Source organism: Candidatus Dependentiae bacterium, assembly GCA_026389015.1.
Taxonomy (GTDB): Bacteria; Babelota; Babeliae; order Babelales; family Vermiphilaceae; genus JAPLIR01.
Window position 1 is genome coordinate 13,565 of record JAPLIR010000018.1, and the last position, 22,117, is coordinate 35,681.

General features: G+C 40.1%; 23 protein-coding genes. 11 read left to right on the forward strand and 12 right to left on the reverse strand.

The features are described 5' to 3' along the window. Positions 1 to 26: 26 nt before the first annotated feature. Positions 27 to 1,142, forward strand: coding sequence for a M50 family metallopeptidase (locus tag NTX86_02985; protein ID MCX5922266.1), 1,116 nt, complete (start codon positions 27 to 29; stop codon positions 1,140 to 1,142). A 100-nt stretch (positions 1,143 to 1,242) separates the two neighbouring features. Here the strand turns inward: NTX86_02985 and rplM are convergent, their stop codons facing one another. Continuing rightward, complete coding sequence (rplM, locus tag NTX86_02990; GenBank protein MCX5922267.1) at positions 1,243 to 1,668, reverse strand: 50S ribosomal protein L13; 426 nt, start codon at positions 1,666 to 1,668, stop codon at positions 1,243 to 1,245. A 344-nt stretch (positions 1,669 to 2,012) separates the two neighbouring features. Here rplM and NTX86_02995 point away from each other — a divergent pair, with 344 nt between their 5' ends. The 3 genes from NTX86_02995 (at position 2,013) to NTX86_03005 (ending at position 4,724) form a co-directional block, all read left to right on the forward strand. Next, positions 2,013 to 3,608, forward strand: coding sequence for a hypothetical protein (locus NTX86_02995; protein ID MCX5922268.1), 1,596 nt, complete (start codon positions 2,013 to 2,015; stop codon positions 3,606 to 3,608). 2 nt (positions 3,609 to 3,610) lie between these two features. After that, the gene (locus NTX86_03000; protein MCX5922269.1) at positions 3,611 to 4,066 is read left to right on the forward strand and encodes a hypothetical protein; all 456 of its coding nucleotides are present in this window, start codon (positions 3,611 to 3,613) and stop codon (positions 4,064 to 4,066) included. Positions 4,067 to 4,163: 97 nt separating this feature from the next. Further along, positions 4,164 to 4,724 carry a hypothetical protein gene (locus tag NTX86_03005; protein ID MCX5922270.1) on the forward strand — a complete coding sequence of 187 codons (561 nt, stop codon included), beginning with the start codon at positions 4,164 to 4,166 and terminating at the stop codon, positions 4,722 to 4,724. 89 nt (positions 4,725 to 4,813) lie between these two features. Here NTX86_03005 and NTX86_03010 read toward each other — a convergent pair whose 3' ends face one another. From NTX86_03010 to yidC, 3 genes are all read right to left on the reverse strand, one after another. Continuing rightward, entirely contained in the window at positions 4,814 to 6,205 is a 1,392-nt protein-coding gene (locus NTX86_03010; protein ID MCX5922271.1) for an aminopeptidase P N-terminal domain-containing protein, read from the reverse strand. A gap of 149 nt (positions 6,206 to 6,354) precedes the next feature. Beyond that, a complete protein-coding gene (gene recR / locus NTX86_03015; GenBank protein ID MCX5922272.1) occupies positions 6,355 to 6,954 on the reverse strand; it encodes a recombination mediator RecR in 600 nt (199 codons plus the stop codon). Further along, the gene (gene yidC / locus NTX86_03020; GenBank protein ID MCX5922273.1) at positions 6,951 to 8,537 is read right to left on the reverse strand and encodes a membrane protein insertase YidC; all 1,587 of its coding nucleotides are present in this window, start codon (positions 8,535 to 8,537) and stop codon (positions 6,951 to 6,953) included. The genes recR and yidC overlap by 4 nt, the downstream gene beginning before the upstream one ends. 236 nt (positions 8,538 to 8,773) lie before the next feature. Between yidC and NTX86_03025 the strand changes: the two genes are divergently transcribed. From NTX86_03025 to NTX86_03040, 4 genes are all read left to right on the forward strand, one after another. Next, positions 8,774 to 9,157: a MerR family transcriptional regulator gene (locus NTX86_03025; GenBank protein MCX5922274.1), complete on the forward strand. Its 384-nt coding sequence runs from the start codon at positions 8,774 to 8,776 to the stop codon at positions 9,155 to 9,157. A gap of 137 nt (positions 9,158 to 9,294) precedes the next feature. Beyond that, on the forward strand, positions 9,295 to 10,689 hold the full coding sequence (murC, locus tag NTX86_03030; protein ID MCX5922275.1) for a UDP-N-acetylmuramate--L-alanine ligase: 1,395 nt from the start codon (positions 9,295 to 9,297) through the stop codon (positions 10,687 to 10,689). A gap of 137 nt (positions 10,690 to 10,826) precedes the next feature. Beyond that, entirely contained in the window at positions 10,827 to 11,393 is a 567-nt protein-coding gene (locus NTX86_03035) for a hypothetical protein (GenBank protein ID MCX5922276.1), read from the forward strand. A gap of 194 nt (positions 11,394 to 11,587) precedes the next feature. After that, complete coding sequence (locus tag NTX86_03040) at positions 11,588 to 11,839, forward strand: hypothetical protein (protein ID MCX5922277.1); 252 nt, start codon at positions 11,588 to 11,590, stop codon at positions 11,837 to 11,839. A 29-nt stretch (positions 11,840 to 11,868) separates the two neighbouring features. Here NTX86_03040 and NTX86_03045 read toward each other — a convergent pair whose 3' ends face one another. The 8 genes from NTX86_03045 to NTX86_03080 form a co-directional block, all read right to left on the reverse strand. Beyond that, a complete protein-coding gene (locus NTX86_03045; GenBank protein ID MCX5922278.1) occupies positions 11,869 to 12,456 on the reverse strand; it encodes a hypothetical protein in 588 nt (195 codons plus the stop codon). 34 nt (positions 12,457 to 12,490) lie between these two features. Next, complete coding sequence (gene rplS, locus NTX86_03050) at positions 12,491 to 12,880, reverse strand: 50S ribosomal protein L19 (protein MCX5922279.1); 390 nt, start codon at positions 12,878 to 12,880, stop codon at positions 12,491 to 12,493. 153 nt (positions 12,881 to 13,033) lie between these two features. Beyond that, the gene (trmD, locus tag NTX86_03055; GenBank protein MCX5922280.1) at positions 13,034 to 14,338 is read right to left on the reverse strand and encodes a tRNA (guanosine(37)-N1)-methyltransferase TrmD; all 1,305 of its coding nucleotides are present in this window, start codon (positions 14,336 to 14,338) and stop codon (positions 13,034 to 13,036) included. Next, a complete protein-coding gene (locus tag NTX86_03060) occupies positions 14,339 to 14,569 on the reverse strand; it encodes a KH domain-containing protein (GenBank protein ID MCX5922281.1) in 231 nt (76 codons plus the stop codon). A 30-nt stretch (positions 14,570 to 14,599) separates the two neighbouring features. Then, a complete protein-coding gene (rpsP, locus tag NTX86_03065) occupies positions 14,600 to 14,851 on the reverse strand; it encodes a 30S ribosomal protein S16 (GenBank protein ID MCX5922282.1) in 252 nt (83 codons plus the stop codon). 87 nt (positions 14,852 to 14,938) lie between these two features. Next, a complete protein-coding gene (gene ffh, locus NTX86_03070; GenBank protein ID MCX5922283.1) occupies positions 14,939 to 16,342 on the reverse strand; it encodes a signal recognition particle protein in 1,404 nt (467 codons plus the stop codon). Further along, positions 16,308 to 17,204 (reverse strand): hypothetical protein, encoded by an 897-nt coding sequence (locus NTX86_03075; GenBank protein ID MCX5922284.1) that lies wholly within the window; start codon positions 17,202 to 17,204, stop codon positions 16,308 to 16,310. Before NTX86_03075 ends, ffh begins: the two co-directional genes overlap by 35 nt. Positions 17,205 to 17,331: 127 nt before the next feature. After that, positions 17,332 to 18,036, reverse strand: a complete 705-nt coding sequence (locus NTX86_03080) for a hypothetical protein (GenBank protein MCX5922285.1) — start codon at positions 18,034 to 18,036, stop codon at positions 17,332 to 17,334. Between the two features lie 197 nt (positions 18,037 to 18,233). Here NTX86_03080 and hflX point away from each other — a divergent pair, with 197 nt between their 5' ends. The 3 genes from hflX to NTX86_03095 all read left to right on the forward strand — a co-directional run bounded on the left by hflX (position 18,234) and on the right by NTX86_03095 (position 22,103). After that, positions 18,234 to 19,385: a GTPase HflX gene (gene hflX / locus NTX86_03085; protein ID MCX5922286.1), complete on the forward strand. Its 1,152-nt coding sequence runs from the start codon at positions 18,234 to 18,236 to the stop codon at positions 19,383 to 19,385. Between the two features lie 82 nt (positions 19,386 to 19,467). Next, positions 19,468 to 20,223 (forward strand): hypothetical protein, encoded by a 756-nt coding sequence (locus NTX86_03090; protein MCX5922287.1) that lies wholly within the window; start codon positions 19,468 to 19,470, stop codon positions 20,221 to 20,223. Between the two features lie 98 nt (positions 20,224 to 20,321). Further along, entirely contained in the window at positions 20,322 to 22,103 is a 1,782-nt protein-coding gene (locus NTX86_03095) for a tetratricopeptide repeat protein (protein MCX5922288.1), read from the forward strand. The last annotated feature ends 14 nt before the right edge of the window (positions 22,104 to 22,117 follow it).

Below are 22,117 nucleotides of genomic sequence, written 5' to 3' on the forward strand. Positions count from 1 at the left end.
TGCACTAAGCCACAAGGAGTCATTATATGATCCAATCAACAGTCTCGAATATTTTATTAATTGCAGTCAGCCTTGCAGGAATAGGATTTATCATCGCTTTTCATGAACTAGGGCACTTTTTGTTCGCGAAGATGTTTGGTATGCGCGTTCAATCATTTTCTATAGGATTTGGACCACGCCTTATCCATAAAAAAATAGGCGGCACCGATTTTGCCTTATCAGCAATACCATTAGGTGGCTATGTTGACTTAGGTAGCCCAGAGGGGAAAGAACATGATTCACTATCGTTTAGCGCACGACCCTACTACCAAAAGCTGCTTGTCATGGTTGGCGGCATAAGTTTTAACGTTATTTTGGCCTATATCATTTTCATACTGCTTTTTCTAACCGGAATGCCAGCTACACGCATGCTCCACCCTACCAACGCCATTCCAACTATTAAAGCCTTTGGCCCCAATTCTTCAGCTCAAAAGGCCGGCTTGCGTGTTGGCGACACTATTGTAGCACTTGACGGCCAAACTATTAATAATGACACAGCAAAACTACTCGACCTCACCAAGCCCATGGCCGAAAAACAAGCAAAGATCACCGTAGAGCGTGAGGGCAAACACGAAGAGGTAACGATCATCATCGGCTCGCGCACGTGCTTAGGGGAGACCGTAGGGTTCCTAGGCGCTGAATTCACCTATATTCCACTACCAGGCAAGTCACTCCTCACATCGATCAAAGAAGGACTCGCATTAGCCAATACCATTCTGCTTGATACTCTTTATGCATTTAAGTATCTGTTTACTTCATGCGACACCACTGGCCTACAAGGTCCTGTGATGATCTTTTCCGCTTCCATGCACACAGCATCCCAGGGCTTTAAAATTTTCCTAATTTTCTTGGCTATTATCAGCATAAATTTGGCAATCCTGAATCTCATACCATTGCCAATCCTTGATGGCGGCCAAATTCTATTTTATACCATAGAAGCTATAATAGGACGTTCAATACCCGATCGCATACGAGAGTATATTTTCATTGGAACATGGATAGGATTCATGCTTCTTACCATCTATCTCATTGGCCAAGATATCATGCGCATTGCAGGGCATTATATCGAGCCAGTTCTCAAATTCTTAGGAATCAGCAAGTAACAACGATTACCAGATAGAAACACAAAAGAGAAGGCAAGCTTTTTTAAGGCTTGCCTTCTCTTTTTGAAATCAACTTTTAATAATACATCGAGAAGATATATTACGCTTTCTTAGTAAGTTGCGCTATATGGCGATGTTGATCACCAGCGTATACTCTTAATTTTCTTATAACATAACGGTTGAGAATATTTTTAGGCAACATTCTTTTAACCGCTAATTCAATAATTCTTTCTGGATGCTTTTCACGTACTTGTTCAGCAGTAACTGTTTTTAAACCGCCAATCCAGCCACTATACGTGTCATAGGTTTTATCGGTCCACTTTTTACCAGTCAATACAATTTTTTCTGCATTGATTACGACAACATAATCGCCAGAATCGGTATGCGGTGTATAAAACGGTTTGTCTTTACCACGCAATCTATCAGCGATTTCAGTAGCTAAACGACCTAATACTTTACCTTCAGCATCAATCAAATGCCACTCAGGTTGTCTTGCTTCTTTCTTCAAGAAAAAAGCCGTATTCATATTAACACCTAAGTTTTTGGTGTTAGTTTCTTCAACAACTAAGCTATTTTTTTCATTTTTCGCCATGAATAAACCTTTTCGAATCTAAAACTACTTTTTGAATTTTTTATATAATAAGCACGAACGGAAACTTATAGATAAATGTAAATGAAAAATCAGTATAGGTCAAATAGATAATTGACAAAAAACCTCAAGTAATAAGCAAAATAGTACTGATTAATGAATATCATAATGCACATAAAAAATTTTAATACATCTTTCTATTCTTCTGTTGCAAAACATTTGATATATTTGTTTAAATAAATCGTAAAATTAAACCAATAAGCATACACATAAGGATTCAAATGCATACGAGTTGGCTTGTTCTTCTCCCTACCTGCATCGTTCTCATCAGCACTTTTATCACCGGATCGCTTAATTGGTCACTTGCCATAGGCATTGCCACCGGAGCGTTCATAGCTGCCGATTTTAACCTACCGCAAACCATTAACATTGCTGGCACCAGACTATTAGGCACCATAAGCGATTATGACAATCTCTATTTATATGCTTTTCTTTTCATCATAAGCATTATCATTGTACTGTTAAACCACACCGGCGGCGCATTGGCCTTTGCCCACATACTCACCAAAAGATTACGTTCCAAACGCGCAGCAGAAACAACATCACTCTTAATATCCCTCGCGCTTTTTATCGATGACTATTTAAGCAGCCTCACGGTTGGCTATGTTATGCGCCCCATCACCGATCGCCTTCATATTCCACGCGTAAAATTAGCCTATTTGGTCAGAGCTATGACCGGACCGCTGGTTATACTTGCGCCAATTTCTAGCTGGGTTGGCATTCTCATAACATCGTTAGATTCAGCTGGCATAGCACCACAAGGAACAAGTGGCGCTAAAATTATTGGCGATCCATTATTTATCTATCTCCAGACTATTCCCTACATGTTTTATTCTTTTTTGATCATTGCATCCGCATGGTTTATTGTCTACTACGGCATTTCATTCGGCCCTATGCACACGCAGGAAGCTATAGCATCTACAACCGACAATTTATTTGGCGGCAAACAACCTATCACCGACACACTTAACATTGAAGCCTCCTCACATGGATCGGCTATCGATCTCTTATTACCCATTATCACCCTTATTAGCACCGTATTTTTAGGCTGCCTATGGCAAGGAGATTATCATCTTTTTGGTGGTACCAGAACAGCCTTAGAAGCATTTAAACATGTAAACAATATGTTTTTAGTACTTTTCATTGCTAGTCTCATCACCCTAACAATCACCATTACTTTTGCATTTTTACGAAAAACTACCAGCCCCAAAGCACTCCTCCAATGCACCAAAGAGGGTATTGTTATGATGCTTGGCGCGGTAATCATGGTAATGCTCGCCAACACCCTGAGTTCACTCTTGCGCTTTGACTTGGCAACTGGACAGTATTTGGCAACTCTATTACAAGGCGTCTTACATCTGCCAATACTCCCTTTCATGTTCTTTATTCTCTCTGCAGTAACCGCAACATTGCTTGGCGTATCATTGGGCACCACCATGATTCTCATCCCAATAGCTATTCCTATGCTTACAGCACTGACCGGCATTCCCTTGCCAACAACCCCAGAAGAATTAACGTATCTATTACCAGTCATTGCAGCAGTATTTTCCGGTTCAGTCTGCGGCAATCACATTTCGCCAATCGCCGATACAACCGCTATGGTTGCCACAAGTTCTGGCTGCTACCCACTTGACCATACCCGCACTCAATTACCGTATATTGTGCCAGCCATTGTCGGCTCAGCCTTAGCATTTCTACTGAGCGGATTATGCGCACCATATTCACTCATATGGAGAATTTTTGTTCCACTGGCATCTGGCATGACGCTATGCTTTGTATTGCTTTACAGCATGCATATACTTAATAAAAGAAAATAATCATGAAATCTACCACACCTAGCCTGACACTTTATTCTGCAACCTTGATTTTAGCGCTATGCACCCTGTCGTGCGATGCCATGAAAAAAATTGACCCTTTATCAGCAGATTTAGCATTATTCACTCAAGACATGGCAACTACACGAGGCATTGTCTCTGACATGCAAGGAACTCTAACGAACCTGCAAACTACCATTAATAACGCCCCAACAACACTTTATGGCCTAGCACCATCCGTTGCCATAGCGGGCCTTGGCTATCAGGGCTGCCTGTTAGGTCTAAAAAACCTTCATAAGGCTACAAAATACGCCGGCTTGAGCAATAATCAAACAGTAGAAGGCAGAAACAACAAAAATAGGTTTTGGTGGCATTTTGGAACGGGAGTGCTCTTTGTTGGCACCGGCTTAACGGCCATACTGAAGACCAATGCCATCGTCAATCACTTCAAATCAAAATAAATAATTCATATAGAAAACCCTTAGAGCGTTTGACACCGCCCAATTCCCCTTGTATTCTGTATAAGTAATGTACTACTATAAAATATATGGAGGATTTATGAATATATCTAAGAAACATGGAATATTATTATTCAGCGCGGCTTTCTGCTTGAGCTTTATGCCAACACATGGCATGGACTTCTTCACTATTGCAAAATTCGACTCTGAGAAAGCCGCACAGCAAATAGAAACAAGCTTAAATAAGGTTGTAAATAATGCGACGACCAACCTAACCACCATTGTTAATAATGCAACACAGAATCTTTCTACAACTGTCACTCAGGCAGAGACAAGTTTTTCAAGACTTGCCAGTGAAACAAGCACAAAAGTAGAAACATCTTTCTCAAAACTTACCAATGAAACAAGCGTAAAATTTGTTCAAACAGTGAGTAATAAACGTACCTACTTCACGGGATTAGGATTCTTGGGAGCATGTGCAGGTATGGTAATGTTTTACAAAGGCCTCCATCAAACAATCGACAGCTATAAAATGCCAGAGAAAACCAATCAACAAAAAAGTAAAAGTACCACCGCATTTAGATGCGGACTAGCAAAGATAACTGCTGGATTGCTCGCATTTGGTGGCGGCATCTTTAGTATTCATAAATTCGGCGCATAAGATTAAACGCTTGATAATAAAAAACCGGCTTTGTGTATAAACAATGTACACAAAGCCGGTTTTATTTTTTTACTAATGTCTATGAAGTCTTATGCCTCATATGATTCATCTTCATCATCATCTGAATTAAAATCGTAACCCATGTCAGATTTTGGTTTTTTTTCATCTTCATCTTCGTCATCACGCTGACTCATTAAAGCCTCAATATCTTCGGCTTTTTTTGGCAATTGATCGCTTAGACATACAACACCGTCTTTAACGACCCAATAATCGTCCTCTATGCGTACACCAATTGATTCAGTAGGAATGTAAATACCCGGCTCGATGGTGAAAACATCGCCTACTTCTAAAGGTTTTTTATAATCACCGACATCATGAACATCAAGACCTAAATAGTGTCCAATGCCATGAATAAAATATTTTTCGTAACCTTTTTTGGCTAAAAATGCTTTAGCCAAATGATTTAATGATTTTTCAGGAACATCTTTGTTGTTTAACCAGTAACCCGGCTTTGCAATGTCAGCGATATATTCTTGTGTCTCAAGCACTACATTGTATACTTCGCGTTGGCGCTTGGTAAATTTACCTGATACGGGATAGGTACGTGTCAAATCTGCAGCATAATGGCCAAATTCAGCACCAATATCCACAACCACCAAGTCCCCATTTTTCATGGTAGCGCTATTGACCGTATAATGCAGCACCGTACTGTTTTTACCACTTCCCACAATACTAGGGAACGACTGCGTTGCACCAGCTGCGGTAAAAATATATTCCAACGTTGCTTGCACTTCACATTCCATAACATCATGTTCAATTGCTCGAGCTGCTGCCTCATGAGCCATAGTGGTAATTTCTACTGCGGAGTACAATGATTCGATTTCTCGCATATCTTTAATGCGACGCTGCTCTGCAACCAAAGGAGATATATCAACAATCGATTGAGATAATCCTGGCAAAAACTCTTCTAAACGTTTCAATACTAATCGTTGTTCAACGTAACCATATGCATTGTTAGGTGATAACGTAAAAATAGTTTTTTGTGACTCAATAAGTTTACTCAAATCGGCCAGCAATGTTTCATATTCTGCACGAGGGAAAAAGGGATGAAATTGATACCCAACGCATGAACCGCCTAATGTACTGACCGTGTTAATTCCAATATTCGTTGCGTTTGCTTGCGTTAAAGCAACAGAGGCTGACATCCACTGTGAGCGAGCATCAGCACAATTGGGTATATAAAGTGTTGATTGGCCATGCAAATCAACGACCAATGCCACACCGGGCTCAGTAATGCCAGTCAAATAATAAAATGAACTTTCCTGCCTAAACGATCTATATTCACTTTCAAAGCCAGCAAATAACACAATAACGCCATCCTTACCTGGATGCGTCTGCTTAATAACACTTATTAAATCTTTTCTACGTAACACATTCAATGAAAAATCATGTTGTTTTTTTTGTTCTAATCCTGAAGTCATGGTCATACCCCTACAATCTATCGCTAGCAATCCTAGCATTACATATATACAACTATATTTAATGTTCATTACCGACTCCCGCTTTAACATAAAAAGCTTCTCATACTACGAACTGTAGAACAGTAGCACGAGAAGCTCAAGATCTTATGTTAAAATGGTCGACGCTCAGACAATGCTTTATACACCGTTAATCGATCCATTGCGTCTAATGATGAACCAACCGGCAACCCACGAGCAAGGCAAGATATAACAACCGGCATGCCTTTTAATTTACTCGCAATATAAGCGGCCGTCGCCTCACCTTCAGGTGTTTGATTGAGTGCCAAAATAATTTCAGTAACACCACTATCAACACGCTTGACTAATGGGACAATAGTTAAATCTTCTGGCCCCACGCCTTCAAGAGGACAAATAACACCACCCAAAACATGGAATACGCCGTTATAGCCTCCTGTTTTTTCTATAGCAAGCAGCTCTTGCCATGTTTCAACCACGCATACAACGCGTTGATCGCGTTTAATGGCAGCACAAAACAAACAATCACGATCCTTTTCTTGCCAAGAAAAACAGGTTACACACTGCGTCAGCTTTCTCTTTGCTTCCAAAATTATCGCGCAGAACTGTTCAGCCCGCGCGTTATCCATGTGCAAGAAATGCGAAGCCACACGATAAATATTCTTTGAAGCAAGAAACGGAACCTGCTGCAAATTTTTCAATAACTGAACTAAGGTGGGCAGTTTATCTATCATGACCTTTTAAACTTAGCCAGTAATTTTGTTTGTGCAATACCAAGCCACGTAAACATACAAATATACAGTGCTAATCCTGCCGCAAGATTCGCTGTCACTGCACCAATAACGAGTGCCATAACTACCGTTGATAATTGCTGCTTAGGATCGTTGCCTGGTTTTTGTGCTGTTTGAAAAATCATACCCAATGCTGTAACAATAGGTAAAACAAAGTATGGATCTCTTACTGATAAATCGTGAATCCAACCTATGAATGGCGCTTGATACAACTCGATAGCACTGGAAAGAACTCGCGACAACGCAATAAAAATCGGCACTTGCAACAACAATGGCAAACAACCAGAAAGTCCGGGCATGCCGTGCTTTTGAATCAAAGCTGCACGCTCTTGCGCTAACATATCAGGTTCATTTTTATATTTTTGCTGAATATGACGTAGTTTTTTGTCGAAATCTGCTCGTTTTTGCATGCTGTCTTCTGCGCCATAGGAAAATGGCAACAAGACCAACTTCACTAAAAAGGTCATGGCAATAATCGCAAAACCATAATTTTTTAGGTAGCTATACAGCATTCTTAAGACAGCAAGTAAAAACTTTGATATTGGAGCAAAGAATCCAGCATAATCCAACGTCTGTTCTAGCCTGTTATCAACCTTAGCAAAAGCAGCACTTTCTTTTGGACCAAAATAGAATGATAATTTCCATTGATTACAGCATGTCTCAGTTTTAAGTCCAACTGCTGGTCCCTCAAGAATCGAGGTCAACTTAGTTTTATCAGCAAATTTATAATAAGCTCGTTGAACAAACCCTTGAGCATCCTCCACTAAGGCATTAACAAAATAACGATCATCGGTACCAAAAAGACGTGGTGAAAACCAACCCTGGCCAACTGTTAAACGGTCGCGACCAACTTTATCAAGAGAACCTTTCTCGTTACTTACAATAGCCGAAACAACATCTGTCTGCTCAATAGGAGCCACAAAAGGTGATGAGAAGAAAATACGAGGTTCAAGCTTACTTGTTTCAGGATTTTGTGGTTCCAGCTTAATCTCTAAATCAATTTTGTAAGTATCTTTATGAACCGTATATTTTTTCTGTATAGAACCTTTAGGAAAATCTGCTTGATAAAGCAATTCTGTCGTATCGCCAACATCTTGGCGACTCACTAATGTGTAGTAGTAAGGTGTCTCGTGATCCAATGCAACCAAAAAACAACGCGCAGCTTTATCAACTTCAGCTGGCGCTTCAATGGTGGACAATGGACAAGCAGGACAACCAGCTAAATGCTTGAATTCTAAGCTCTCCAATGATGCACCATCAGTAGAAAAAATAAGCCGTGCGCCATGAGTTTCAACTTCAGTGCGTGTAGCAAATCCTGGACGCTGCACATCGATAAAATCTACCTCAGTGTTAAGCGGCTTTAATTCCTGTTTATTTTTAGGTGCTACAAAACTTTGACCGGCACGGATGCCTGTTTCTTCGCTATTTTTAGAGAAGAAAAAATAATGAAGACCCCATGTTGTTAATAGCGCAAGCGATAAAGGCACCACTAAATCTTTAAAATTCATACGTTCAAAAAAATTCATATACTTAACCCTTCAAACAAGAGATTATGGAAACTACTCAAAATAACAATAAATACAGATAGAAAGATGCTGCCACCCGGGCAAATAATGAAGTTAGAATAACAAAGAAACCCTTATTAGGCTAGAGAAAATTAAAAAATCAGGAGCAAATGTAGCTTTTACATAAAGTATCACTTAAGATAAAGAAATAAAAATGGTATAGAGCATCAACCCTTAATCCCTAAAAAGGAAGTAGTATGAAAATGCAAAAAAGGAAATTCCGCATTGGTGAATTAGCAAAGATTCTCAATGTAGAACGCTTTGTCATTAGATTTTGGGAAAAAGAGTTCATTTTGAAAGCCACTCGATCCGATGGCGGCCAACGTTTTTACGATGAAAAAGATCTTGAACGCTTCAAGCAAATCAAAGAACTCCTGTATGAAAAAGGATTCACTATCTCCGGAGCACGAAAACAGTTAAAAAGTAAAACAGTGCCATCTGCAAACACCTCTATTATAGCTTCGCACAAAACTACATTTGACAACGAACTATCGCATGTCACAGCACACGAATCAGAAAACCTCCAAGACCAAATTACCGAACTTCAAAAACAACTCATGAAATTACGTGAATTATTATAAAGATATTTATAAGAGCCCTGTTGTACAACAGGGCTCTTGCATGCCTATAAATAAATTTGGCACACCAGTCATTCTCCAGTAAACTTAATGTATAGAGCGCAATTATTTTTAGCGGTGTAGAACAGGAAAAATTATTCATGTATAAGAAAAAAGCACACATACATTTTGTTGGTATTGGCGGCATTGGCATGAGCGGTATCGCAACGATTCTAAAATACCAGGGCTATGAAATATCTGGATGCGACCTTGATTTAGATCAAACCAGTGTAAAAAATTTAAAAGATCTTGGTTGTCACATTTATCATGGCAATAATACGCCATCATGTAATGATAGCGCCATAGACATTCTAGTATATTCATCCGCTATTAAAGCTCTCAACACAGAAATTACTGCCGCTCAAGCACGCGGCATCCCAACCATACCACGAGCCGTTATGCTTGCAGAATTAATGCGAACAAAATACGGCATAGCAATCACCGGGTCTCATGGTAAAACAACCACGACATCCCTGATATCTCATATTTTAATTGAAGCAAATATCGATCCGACCGTCATCATTGGCGGCCATCTCAAGAACATTTCTAATAATGCACGATTTGGCAATGGTGATTTTTTAGTTGCTGAAGCAGATGAAAGCGATCGCTCATTTTTATATCTCAATGCAACACTGGCAATCGTAACCAATATCGACTTAGAACATTTGGAAACATATACCGACCTTGATGACATCAAGGACACCTTTAAACGATTCCTCAATAATATTCCTTTTTACGGAAAAGCAATTGTATGCATTGATGATGCCAATGTTCGATCGCTATTGCCGATTCCTCATGTCAAAACAATCAAGTACGGCCTCACTACTGATGCTGATTTCTACGCAACTGATATTGATTTGCAACCCGACCATTCAACCTATACCGTCTGGCACAAAGGAAACATTCTCGGCGTTGTCACTTTCAATATGCCCGGCCGACACAATATACTCAATTCCTTAGCAGCAATAGCTCTCGCCAACGATTTAGATGTCCCATTTAATGTTACTACCAAAGCTTTACAAAATTTCAAAGGCATTGAACGTAGGTTTTGTTTTAAAGGTTCATTTAAAGGCGCTGACTTTTTTGATGACTACGGCCACCACCCTCAAGAGATTTTAAACACGCTTCTCGTTGCAAAACGACGCACTAAAAAGAAATTAACGGTCATATTCCAACCACACCGTTTCACCAGAACCTATGCATTATGGAATGACTTCGTCGATGTTTTTGTACAAAGTAACATCGACCACTTAATCATCACCGACATTTATCCAGCCAGTGAAGCCCCCATTCCAGAAATTACCAGCCAAAATTTAGTCAAAGCTATTTTACTGCGTAGTCCAAAGTTTACCGTCTCCTATGCACCGTACGAATCAGACTACGCTATAATACGCACACAACTTGAACCGCTTCTTGAAGCTAATGATCTCGTTCTTTTATTAGGTGCAGGAAAAATCAACAAATTAGCCGACGTCATTATCCCGTTAAGTGCTTAATAAACTTTTTAAACTATTGCGTTGCACGCAAAGAACTATGTATGAGTAAAATCATAGCACCAAGATGTTAGCTTCTTGGTGCTATTTTTATGAAGAACTCTAGGTATCATAACCCCCTACACAAGGAGACTCTACTTATGCAAAAACAATTAACCCTGTTAACACTTTTGGGGATGATACTCTGCACCTTGTCGCCACACAATCTCGAAGCACGAATATATTATAGTCGCCGTGACGATGGCGGTAGAACCGCTGGACAAGTAGTTGGAACAGGTTTGTTGGGCGCTACGGTAGGTGGTCTTGCTGGAGGCGGTAGAGGTGCAGCAATAGGTGCCGGTGTTGGCTTAGGCGTCGGTGCAATGGCCGCAGCAGCGGAACGAGACAGAGATTATGGCTACGATGATGACTTTGATGACTCTGGCTACGATGCAGATAATGAAGACGAAGATGATTCTGATGAAGTAGTCGCCGTAAGAATTGATGATACAGACGAGCCAACAGAAGAACCAGCCACACAACCAAGCAAAGAAGACAAAAAAAGCATCCCGGCTAAAAAAACCAAGACAGAACTTAAAGAAAAAGTAGAAGAAAAAAAAGAAGCAACTCTTGACGACTCTATAGATCTCGGACAAGCAGAAGACATTGAAGACGCTCAAGAAGAAATTATTGAAAAAGATTCAAACGAAGTTAGAACACAAGAATAATCACTTATCATACCAACGAAGGCGTATGCCGTTGTACACATGCGCCTTCGTATACACTATCTCATTTAAAAAAAGCTGCTAGCACACCAGATTTCTTATCATATTCTCTCCCTTATTGCATTCTTTTCTTTACACATAGTAAATTAAATATGTGATCACACTATGCTAAAATTCAATATGATGGAGGATGCAGTATGAAACGGATACTTATGCTTTTAACCATACTTGTTGCAACATGCACAGCAAGTAATCTATCAGCAAACACGTTTCAACAACGTTATGGTGCTAATAGTTATATAACAAATACACCACTTTGGTTTGAAGGAAATTACCGTAGAAAAAAAGGCGTCTCAACAAGAAAAGCATGTCGAAAAAAAGATACTCAGAAAAAAACAAACGAAACAACGGTAGAGATAGAAGAAACGACCAGCACCAAGGCCGCATAAGATTTCTCTTGTAATGACAATATAATCGGTTATTCGTTTGAGTAGCCGATTTCTTTTTTACCAGTAATGATCACCATGATGATACCCTTACGCTCATCAGAATTTGACCGTAAAGAAATAGAACAGACCTTGGTAGGCTTACTAAAAAGCAACAATGCTTCCTCATCGTTCACAAAGGCAAGCTTTTGCCAACCAAGACGCTCCATTTCGCGATCATAGAAAAGCATAATATCATTACGCGAAAGGAATACGGTATAGGTAAGCATAATAGAATCGACGAGCGTCGATGATTTTTTTGGATCATATGATTGTAAGAATGCTGATAACGGAATAGGGATATCATCTAATTTTGCTTCTCGGTACACAGGCAACGTATCAACTACTCGCTCGCGATGTCGCCTTGATGACTGATGGTCCGACAGAGTAGATTCCCCATCTGATCCAGAAACAGAAAAGCGCCCCTTGTTATCATCAAAGGGCGCTTTTTTATAATGTTCTACAGAATCAACATAATCCATGAATGGATTATGTTGATTAACAGTGACCTCTTTTGTCTTTACACAACCTGGCAATAGTATACTCATCAGTATAATAAGTATGCCATACTGTATAAACACGCCAGAAACTCCCGTTATATAAAATTTCTAGAGCTTAAACAGCGGCTTGATTGTTTGCTGCTGATGCAGTAACGTTAGCCATGCCTTTTTGCTCACGTTGTTCGCGAGTCATTACTCTTTCCTTAACGCGAGCCGCTTTACCAACACGATTTCTCATGTAGTATAATTTAGCGCGACGCACTCTGCCGTAGCGAACGAATTTGATAGATTCAATTTTTGGTGAATAGTACGGGAAAATTCTTTCAACCGCCACAGAATTGGTGCTTATTTTACGTATAGTAAAGGTTGAAGATACGCCATTATTGTGTATAGCAATAACGTCACCTTCAAATATTTGTAAACGCTTTTTGTCACCTTCAATAATATGTTGTGAAACTGCAACAGTATCACCAACATCAAAGGTAGGAAAACTACGTTGAGTCATGCCTAATTCACGAACTGTTTCGCGTGTTATTTTGTTAGCTTTCATATGCTTTTCCCTTGGGAATTCTTAAAACTTTATATAAAATAATAGTGCCACAATAGTCTAAAATATCTTTTCAATATACTAAAAAAATGCTAACTCTGCTAATTTTTTTTATCTAATTCTAACATTAATACCCATCCATCGATCCAAAATAACGGCTACTGCCGATCGGACCGACAAATGATTAAAGTTTGAAAAGCCGTGAACCGGCATCAAAACATAATCACAGCGACTCATAAGCTGCTCACTGAGTCCTTTACCTGTACCAAAAATAAAGAGAACCGGTCGTCCATGCCCCCAAACCTTTGCTTGATCAAAAAAGGAAATAGTCTTATCGACGCCATGATCACGAGCCGATGTGGCAACCAAAAGAGGCTTTACGCCTTCTTGAGCCTCAATCGAAGCAATCACTCCATCAATAGTATCTTTTATGTCAACAGCATTTACCGCTTCATGTCTATGCCGGTTATAATCAATACCCACTCCTGTTTGCCAAAAATCCAACAAGGTGCGCACGATTCTTTGCTGATCGAGTAGTGGTGTGACTATAAAAAATTGTCTAACTCCGTACGATTTTGAAGCCCGTGCGATATCATGAATATCAATGGAAGTAACCGAGGTGGTGCCGAGTTGTTTATCCTCACCAATCAAAACATCACCATGCATAAGGACAACGTAATGATTTGGCATATGCTGCTTGGCAACCTTAACCTGATCAGACGTTAATTGTTGCGACCTCAGCCAATCAAAATGAGTCAGTACCGTTTTGTGTACTGCTTGATCCATGCGCCATGCTTCCATAGCCGCATGATTACCAGAACGTACAACCTCAGGAACTTCAAGATCCTTCCAGACCACAGGAGCAGTATATACAGGATAATCAACAAATGCCCCTGAAAACGATTCCTTTTCGATCGATTCTTGCTTGCCGACAACACCGGGCAAAAGTCTTATTAAACCTTCAATCAAGACCATCGCCGGAAGATCGCCACCCAGCAACACAAAATCGCCTATAGAAAGAATCTCATCGGCATACGTCTGTTCAACACGAGCATCCATACCCTCATAGCGCGCCGGAATAAGCATGATATGCTTACGCTCTTGAATAATCTGCGCTAACTTACGGAGCATAGGTTGATCCAACTTTTTACCCTGCGGCGAAAAGAAGATTTTGAATGCTGGACCGAATTGTTGCTCTTTATCGGCAATTGCTTTCTCAATGACGTCGGGACGAATAACCATACCGCTACCATGACCAAAGGTTGGCGCATCAATACGTTCTTTTGGCTGAACATAGGAAAAAAAGCTTGTCGCTTCTAAGCTAACAAGCTTTTTTTCTTGCGCACGACCAACTAAACTCGTCTGCAAAAAAGAATTATAAAGTTCTGGGAAAACCGTGAGGATTGAAATATTCATTTATTTAATTATGGTTACTTCAATTTCTTGACCATTAGGAGCAAGCGCCGTAACTAACATGCGTAATGCTCTGATGGTCTGACCGTCTTTACCAATAACCTTGCCAATATCTTGAGTGCCCACTTGGATTTCAAAGACATCTTTGCCACCAAGTTGTGTAACCGTTATTGCCACTGATGCAGTATCTTCGACGAGCGATTTAACAACATAGTCCATAATATTTTTTAACATGCAAAAAACCTCATTTGAAGCTAGCGTGAATTATTGAGCTTTTTCTAGTTGCTTGTATTCACGTTGCAATTTCTTGACTGAATCAGTCATTACTGCACCCTTAGAAACCCAATGAGCAATGCGTTCATCATGAAATTGAACGAAAACGCCTTTAAGTACATCATAGGTACCAAGGTTCTCTAAACAAGCGCCATCTCTCTTTTTACGAGCATCAATTGCGATGATTCTGAAAAAAGGTGCGTGCTTCTTGCCCACACGAGATAATCTAATTTTAACTGCCATGTATATATCCTCTACAATAAAAAAACATCTTTAATTAAGCTTTTCTTAACTATTAATAATACCGATACTACAAAAAGAGTCCAGGGACTATTGAAATAATTTGGGAAATCTTCCCGATCCCTTAAACATTTTAGCAAATTGCTGCGTTTGTTCAAATCTAGTTAGCAATCCGTTTACATCTGCAACCGTTACCCCGGCCCCTTTTGCAATCCTTTGCTTACGGGATGCATCGAGCAGGCGAGGATATATGCGCTCCTTAGAGGTCATAGAACCTATAACCGCCTTGAATCGCTTTAACTCTTGCTCACCCTTTTCAAGCATTTCAGGAGTCAAATTCAACCCGCCCATGCCAGGCATATACTTGGACAACTGGGTTAATGATCCCAATTTACCCATCATCCCTAACTGATCGGCAAAATCCTGCAACGTCAGCTTGCCTTGCGTCAGTGAGGCATACATTTTCTTCTGTTCAGACTCCTTAATAGAGGCTGAAGCTTTTTCGGCTAAACTCAACATGTCGCCCATGCCCAAAATACGGCCGGCCATACGATCAGGGTAAAATTGCTCTAAATCACCAATTTTTTCACCTACACCAACATACACAATAGGTTTTTGTAGTGTATATCTGAAGGAAAAAGCCGCACCGCCTCGCGTATCACTATCCATCTTACTGAGAATGGCATGATTAAACCCGACGTGTTGATCAAAAGTTTGGGCAACATTGAGCGATTCTTGACCAGTCATTGCATCTAATACCAAAACCTTGTAACGAGGCCTAAGTCGCGCATCAATATCACGCAACTCTTGTAACAATGCAGTATCAATATGCAATCTGCCTGCTGTATCTAAAAATAAGAGCTCAAAACCCTCTTTTTGATAATGGGCATAGATATCTACTGCCGCCTTGACTGGATCTTTTTGCGAAGAACGATAAAAAGAAACACCGACCTGTTGAGCTAATACCTCGAGTTGATCGATAGCTGCTGGACGGTAAAAATCAACCGAAGCAAGTAAAATCCGCCTGCTTTTTCCACGCTGTTGAGCCTGCTGCGTAACCAAGTGGGCCATTTTTGCTACTGAGGTCGTTTTTCCTGATCCTTGCAACCCCATAACCATTACCACTGAAGGCAACTGAAAAGCAAATTGAACCGAATTGTTGCCACCCAAAAAGTGCAATAAACGCTCATGCACTACTTTAAGTAATTGCTCACCAGGCTTGAGAGAACCAAGAACTTTTTTTCCAATAACCTCAGCCTTAACCGATGCAATAAACTGCTCAATCAGACCATGAGGAACATCCGCCTCAAGCAAAGAATCCTGTATTTTTACGAGCGTATCCTCAATATTCGCTTCCGTTAACCTATTTTGACCGGTCAAGTGGGTGAATAATGATGAAAATTTTTGTGAAAGAAAATCAAACATAAGCTTAATCCAACTATCAAAAGTGTTATCGGCGTTAGAACTGAGCAAGCGCCTCATCAATAACTTCATTAATCAACGCACCATACGTATCAAGCACTCTCTGCACCAATAGGCCAAGTCTTTCCTTGAGTACCGCTTCATTCTCGACGACATTGCTGTGTAATTGATTAACAAAACCAAGACCATGCACAGCAGGATTTCTTTTTACTTCTTCCAACCACGTATCGCTAAGATCAAATTTGTTCATGAAAACCTCTGCGCGAGTAATATGCACAAGAGCCATGGAACAAACAAAAATTTGAAGATGTTCTTTCATGGGTTCCTGACACACATTCCAACGTGCTATTACCTGGTCGCTCATGGTATTGGAAATGTCACTACATACCACATCACCAATAAAACTTGTCCACAATTCTGCTAAACCTGATTCATCAAGTCTATCAAGAGCCGCTCCCAAGAACTCTTGGACGCGATCTCCTGCCTGTGTCAATGCTTCCTCACTATCGAGACTCTTGCGTTGACCACATCCATCAACTTCCCACACTTTTTTCTCGATAGCAATCTTGGCAAAATCTCTTAATTCAACGCTTCTTACTAGATCAAAAATAAAATCCAATGCGAACGGCTTTGAAGCTGCCGCTAATACTAAAAAATCGTTAAGATACAACTTTACTTGCCCTAACTGCTGTTTATTAAAATCAGCATGCATCACTAACCCACGCAATAACTCTTTAGTTGGCTGCGCTGAGCGATCGAAAAAACCTTGAATTTCATAAGAAAAGTCTTCGCTCGTTAAAAAGTCAGCAATTTTTTCTGATACGTTACGATCGACACAAGAACTCATGCACACATCAGCAGCCATCTCATTATTGGCACGCACACCAACGGTTATTACTGATACCAACAACAAACTTACTAATAATTTTTTCATAGACAATCCCCCTGAAAAGAACCCTAACCACTACACTATTAAACATGTAGTAAGAATACCACCAGGCACCATGTCCGTAAAGAACAACATACAGTTTTTTATAACATTTTTTATGAAAAGAATAAGACTAATTAACCCGCTCATCAACAAGGACCATTTCAGGAACAAATGGCTCCCCAAGGCTTGTAGTGCCAGATCCACTCGTGCTTGCTGGTACTACGGCCAACATTTCTTCAAGCAATTGATGTAAAATCTGTAAAAAATAGGTCTGCTTTTTTTCTAAAAACTCTTGCATATCAGCACGATCTACACTCTGAGCCATCGCCATAATATGCCGCGCTAAACCTTTTTGTAATGCATCAACTTTCACGCGCATGGCCTCATCGAGAACCTGTGTTCTCATATACTGCTCTTGAATAGCAACCAACGATCGCACTGATTCCAAAGCGTCACGAATTTTCAAAGCCTGCTCATTGGTTAATGCAAGGTTTTTGACAAATAATCGCACCCACTCTTTAATATCCGCAATAACACGCTCTCCACTTGTTCGCACTTCTGATGAACCAAGTGCAGCCTGCATAGCCTGTAAAATAGCATCATAAGTAACCGTTGAAGCCTGCTGCGCATCAAAAAGATGCTTAACTGCCTGTGCAATCGCTTGTTTTTGGCCATCGTTGAGCTGAACAACCTGTTTTTCCGAATCTAACTGCCTAGTGCCCACGCTGACTTCAGGATCAAGCGATATAATTATATCGCTATAAGGATCAGACATTGAAAAAACCTGGCCGCCTTCGATAAGAATCATCCCTATCGCTATTACTATCTTTTTCATCCTATTTCTCCTAATGAATACCACTTTAATTTTTTTTAGGATAGCCCTCCATACTTAACTATACTAGCAATAATCAATTACAAATTGCAACTAAATAAATAGGACTCGCCTCCTCTGCCACACTTGAATAGCTTGACAAAAAGCCCCTTTCTCATAGGCTTATGTGAGATATATCACCAATCTCACAAAGAGGTCCCATGACACGCGAAGCCCAATATAACGCCACTGATTACCCAAAAACCCTTCTTTTAGGCGTTCAAGCACCTTATAACCATACTAAAAGTATAGAGACCTACTTTGAAGAATTTGTCAATTTAGCAAAAACTAACAATATCAGAAATTATGAGACGCTCTTCATTAAAATAAGAGACATTGACACTTCTTACTTTTTAACCAAAGGTAAGCTTAATGACGTCAAAGAATATTGCGACAAGCATGAAATTGAAGAAGTAGTTTTCTCTGAGATGCTCACGTGCCGACAAGAATCTAATCTTAGTGATTTTTTTGACTGTAAAATTTTTGATCGCACACAACTTATTTTAGAAATCTTTGATAAAGCAGCTCATTCAGCTGAAGGCAAAACACAAGTTGCCATAGCCATGCTTCAATTCCAAAAAACTCGGTTAACAGGCCAAGGTATCCATCTTGACCAACAAGCTGGCCACCGCGGTATGCGTGGTGGGTTTGGTGAAACAACCAAAGAAAAAGAACGTCGCCATATCGAAAACACCATGCTTAAACTAAAGCGACAACTTGAAGCTCTGCATCACAATCGTGAAATACAACGAAAACAACGTATCAATAATCAGATACCTCATATATGTATTATTGGTTATACTAACGCTGGCAAGTCCACAATCCTCAATGCACTAACCAAAAGTAATGTGCTTGCTGAAGATAAATTATTTGCAACGCTTGATACAACAACACGCGAACTGTATATCAATAAGAAGAAAGTCGGTGTTCTATCAGACACTGTAGGTTTTATTCAACAATTACCTCCTCATCTCATTGCAGCTTTCAAGTCTACCTTGTCAGAACTACAATATGCTGATTTATTAATACACGTTATTGATCTTTCTGATCCAAACTGGGAATCCCATATTAACGTTGTACACCAAATTCTCAGAGATCTTGATATACACAAAGAAATGGTCTATGCCTTCAATAAGATTGATAAAATACCTGCAATTGAAACACTTTATGGACCAGTATCAACCTATCAACCTCATGTTTTAGTCTCTTCTTTAAATAAAGAAGGATTACAATCTCTTATTGAATTTATTGCCACCTGGGATTCTCGAAATAAGAACGCAGATAGTGAATTGACCCCTACAGAACAAAAGTAAATAATTGTTTTTTATCCTGACTCATGCTATATATAGAGCGTTTCAATCGGCACTCTGTAACTCTTTTTACGCAGGATAAATCATGAATAACATTGCAACGACATTACTATACACAAGCCTATTACTCTGCCCATACATCAACGCTATGGACACGGCTTCTAACGCTTCATCTGATGGCGCTGGTTGGGTAGACTTAGCAAAAGTAAGCAGCAGAAACAAAGTACGATGCGCCCCAAAAAGTTCTACACAGCCAAATACTCCAGAAATTCAACAAACTGCACCGAATTTTGCCGTTTCTCTTGCTGCAGCAACCCTAAAAATTAACACACAGCATCAAAATAACTCAGAAACTCCTCAGCAAAACAATACACACGTTTCACCTTTTGAACTACCGGCAACGGCGATGCGAAAATCACATTCAGCGTGCCAAATATCACACCTAGACCAACTACCATCATCTACACCGGCAACTTCTAATCGCTCACAAAGCACCTCACCAAAACCACAAGCTCAAGAAGCTTTTGAACTCGCATCAAAAAATGCCGCTGCTTCAAGTGCTACAACCGACACTAGTGCATCGGCAGCACCAATAATGACCACCGTCTCCCAAGCAACCCTCGTGCAAATCCGCTCAGGAGATACTCCTCTAGCTTCCCTCAGCAGTTCAGTTACCGCACAACAAAATCAAACATCTGCTGTTGCAGCCCAACAAATAACCCTTACCATGGTCGCTGAAGCCAAAGACGACATTAAGCCTTCGGAGGCAAAAAAACGTCTAGCAAAAAAACCACTTTCAGATGGCTCAACATCAACAAATCCTTGTTGCGTAATCTTATAAAAACATCTCAGAGGCTTTGTAGTTTACTTTTGATATATTTTTTTGTATGAATTGATGATCTTTCATATCATCGTACATTCGTATACAAAGGGATATCTATGAAGCCTCTTATCAATATTAACCGAAAATATTTGGTCATCATTGCACTCACCTATGTCTCTTGTAGCTACACAGATTCAGAACAGGAATACCTCGATTTAGCAAAAACCTACGCCAAGCACAACAATCAAAACAAAGCTCTTGAATACTATCAAAAAGCTCTGACTGAAAATCCCACTAACTTCGAAGCTTGCTTCAATAGCGCAAGCATCTTCTACAGCCAAGACAATCCAACTAATGCCATTATATTCTATAAAAAAGCTATCGCTCTTAATCCCAACAGCCCTGCTGCCTGGTTCAATGTAGGCATGAGCTATAACCAAGACGGTAATACCGACCAAGCTATGGTTGCTTTCAAAAAAACTATTGAACTCAACCCAAGCCATAGCAAAGCTCATCAACATTTGGCCAGCATCTATGAAAAACAAAAGAACATACCATTAGCGTTAGTACACAACAAAATTTCTCTCACCTTTGATCCTAACAATGTTGAAACGCTCAGAAAAACTGCCAATCTCCTCAAACAATCTGATAATTTTGAGGAAGCCATACCACTATTTCAACGCGCGTTGGCATCTGATCCAAAGAACATTCATACCATGCTTGATTTAGCAAACACCTACAACATGATTGACGACCTTGATGCCGCACTCACGTGGTATCAACAGATATTAGAGATTAATCCGGCTATTAATGAAGCGCGCTATAACTATGCCTTTACGCTCAAAAAGCAGGGACATTTTATCCAAGCAATGGAAATTTACAAAGAATTAATCGCCATCAAGCCGACCTATGCACAACCTCATTTCAGCCTATCGCTCGCCTATTTATCACTTGGTGACTTTGAGCATGGATGGCAAGAATACGAATGGCGCTGGGCTGCTTATAATGAAACACCCAAAAAGTTTAACGCACCATTATGGCAAGGCGAAGATATTCAAGGAAAAACGATTCTCTTGTATTCAGAGCAAGGCCTGGGTGACACCTTCCAATTTATTCGCTATGCAAAACTTATCAGCGAACAAGGCGGTACGGTGATTTTTCAAGCACAAAAACCGCTAAAAACCATATTAAGCCTATGTCCTTATATTCACCGGGTTGTTATTGCTGGTGACTCTATCCCACACATTGATTATCAAATACCACTCATGAGCTTACCCCTCATTTTTAAAACAACAGTCGATACGGTGCCTGCAGCTCTTCCCTACCTCTATGCCAATGATACCCTCATCACTGACTGGCACAAAAAACTTGCTCACGACACTAACTTTAAAATCGGTATTTGCTGGCAAGGTAACGCAAACTATTCCACACAATTTTTACGGCGCACCGTTGCTGCCAAATCTATACATGTCAAAGAATTTGCAGCACTGGGCGACATTCCTGGCATTAGTCTCTATAGTCTGCAAAAAATGAATGGTTCAGAACAACTACAAGAAATACGTTCCCTTATCAACATCAAAGAATTTGACGGCAACTTTGACCAAGACCATGGACGTTTTATGGATACAGCAGCCGTTATTAAAAATTTGGATCTTGTTATCACCGTCGACACATCAATTTCCCACTTTGCTGCTGCGCTGGGGTGTCCAACATGGATATTGCTTCCTGAACCACCAGATTGGCGTTGGATGATCGATCGTAAAGACACACCATGGTATCCCAATGTACGTTTATTCAAGCAACCGACATTGGGCGATTGGCAATCGGTTTTTGCAGCAGTAGGTGTGGCGCTTGAGCAATTACTTACTGAACGAAAATCAATGAGCACTCATTCCTAAACATGCTATAAAAA

Excerpts from the sequence above, each read along its gene's own strand:
- NTX86_03010 (MCX5922271.1), bottom strand. The coding sequence starts at position 6,205 with ATGACTTCAGGATTAGAACAAAAAAAACAACATGATTTTTCATTGAAT.
- NTX86_03000 (MCX5922269.1), top strand. The coding sequence starts at position 3,611 with ATGAAATCTACCACACCTAGCCTGACACTTTATTCTGCAACCTTGATT.
- NTX86_03080 (MCX5922285.1), bottom strand. The coding sequence starts at position 18,036 with ATGAAAAAGATAGTAATAGCGATAGGGATGATTCTTATCGAAGGCGGC.
- ffh (MCX5922283.1), bottom strand. The coding sequence starts at position 16,342 with ATGAAGTTATTGATGAGGCGCTTGCTCAGTTCTAACGCCGATAACACT.
- NTX86_03035 (MCX5922276.1), top strand. The coding sequence starts at position 10,827 with ATGCAAAAACAATTAACCCTGTTAACACTTTTGGGGATGATACTCTGC.
- NTX86_03025 (MCX5922274.1), top strand. The coding sequence starts at position 8,774 with ATGAAAATGCAAAAAAGGAAATTCCGCATTGGTGAATTAGCAAAGATT.
- rpsP (MCX5922282.1), bottom strand. The coding sequence starts at position 14,851 with ATGGCAGTTAAAATTAGATTATCTCGTGTGGGCAAGAAGCACGCACCT.
- NTX86_03060 (MCX5922281.1), bottom strand. The coding sequence starts at position 14,569 with ATGTTAAAAAATATTATGGACTATGTTGTTAAATCGCTCGTCGAAGAT.
- NTX86_03090 (MCX5922287.1), top strand. The coding sequence starts at position 19,468 with ATGAATAACATTGCAACGACATTACTATACACAAGCCTATTACTCTGC.
- murC (MCX5922275.1), top strand. The coding sequence starts at position 9,295 with ATGTATAAGAAAAAAGCACACATACATTTTGTTGGTATTGGCGGCATT.
- hflX (MCX5922286.1), top strand. The coding sequence starts at position 18,234 with ATGACACGCGAAGCCCAATATAACGCCACTGATTACCCAAAAACCCTT.
- NTX86_03005 (MCX5922270.1), top strand. The coding sequence starts at position 4,164 with ATGAATATATCTAAGAAACATGGAATATTATTATTCAGCGCGGCTTTC.
- rplS (MCX5922279.1), bottom strand. The coding sequence starts at position 12,880 with ATGACTCAACGTAGTTTTCCTACCTTTGATGTTGGTGATACTGTTGCA.
- NTX86_03075 (MCX5922284.1), bottom strand. The coding sequence starts at position 17,204 with ATGAAAAAATTATTAGTAAGTTTGTTGTTGGTATCAGTAATAACCGTT.
- rplM (MCX5922267.1), bottom strand. The coding sequence starts at position 1,668 with ATGAATACGGCTTTTTTCTTGAAGAAAGAAGCAAGACAACCTGAGTGG.
- yidC (MCX5922273.1), bottom strand. The coding sequence starts at position 8,537 with ATGAATTTTTTTGAACGTATGAATTTTAAAGATTTAGTGGTGCCTTTA.
- recR (MCX5922272.1), bottom strand. The coding sequence starts at position 6,954 with ATGATAGATAAACTGCCCACCTTAGTTCAGTTATTGAAAAATTTGCAG.
- NTX86_03040 (MCX5922277.1), top strand. The coding sequence starts at position 11,588 with ATGAAACGGATACTTATGCTTTTAACCATACTTGTTGCAACATGCACA.
- trmD (MCX5922280.1), bottom strand. The coding sequence starts at position 14,338 with ATGAATATTTCAATCCTCACGGTTTTCCCAGAACTTTATAATTCTTTT.
- NTX86_02995 (MCX5922268.1), top strand. The coding sequence starts at position 2,013 with ATGCATACGAGTTGGCTTGTTCTTCTCCCTACCTGCATCGTTCTCATC.
- NTX86_02985 (MCX5922266.1), top strand. The coding sequence starts at position 27 with ATGATCCAATCAACAGTCTCGAATATTTTATTAATTGCAGTCAGCCTT.
- NTX86_03095 (MCX5922288.1), top strand. The coding sequence starts at position 20,322 with ATGAAGCCTCTTATCAATATTAACCGAAAATATTTGGTCATCATTGCA.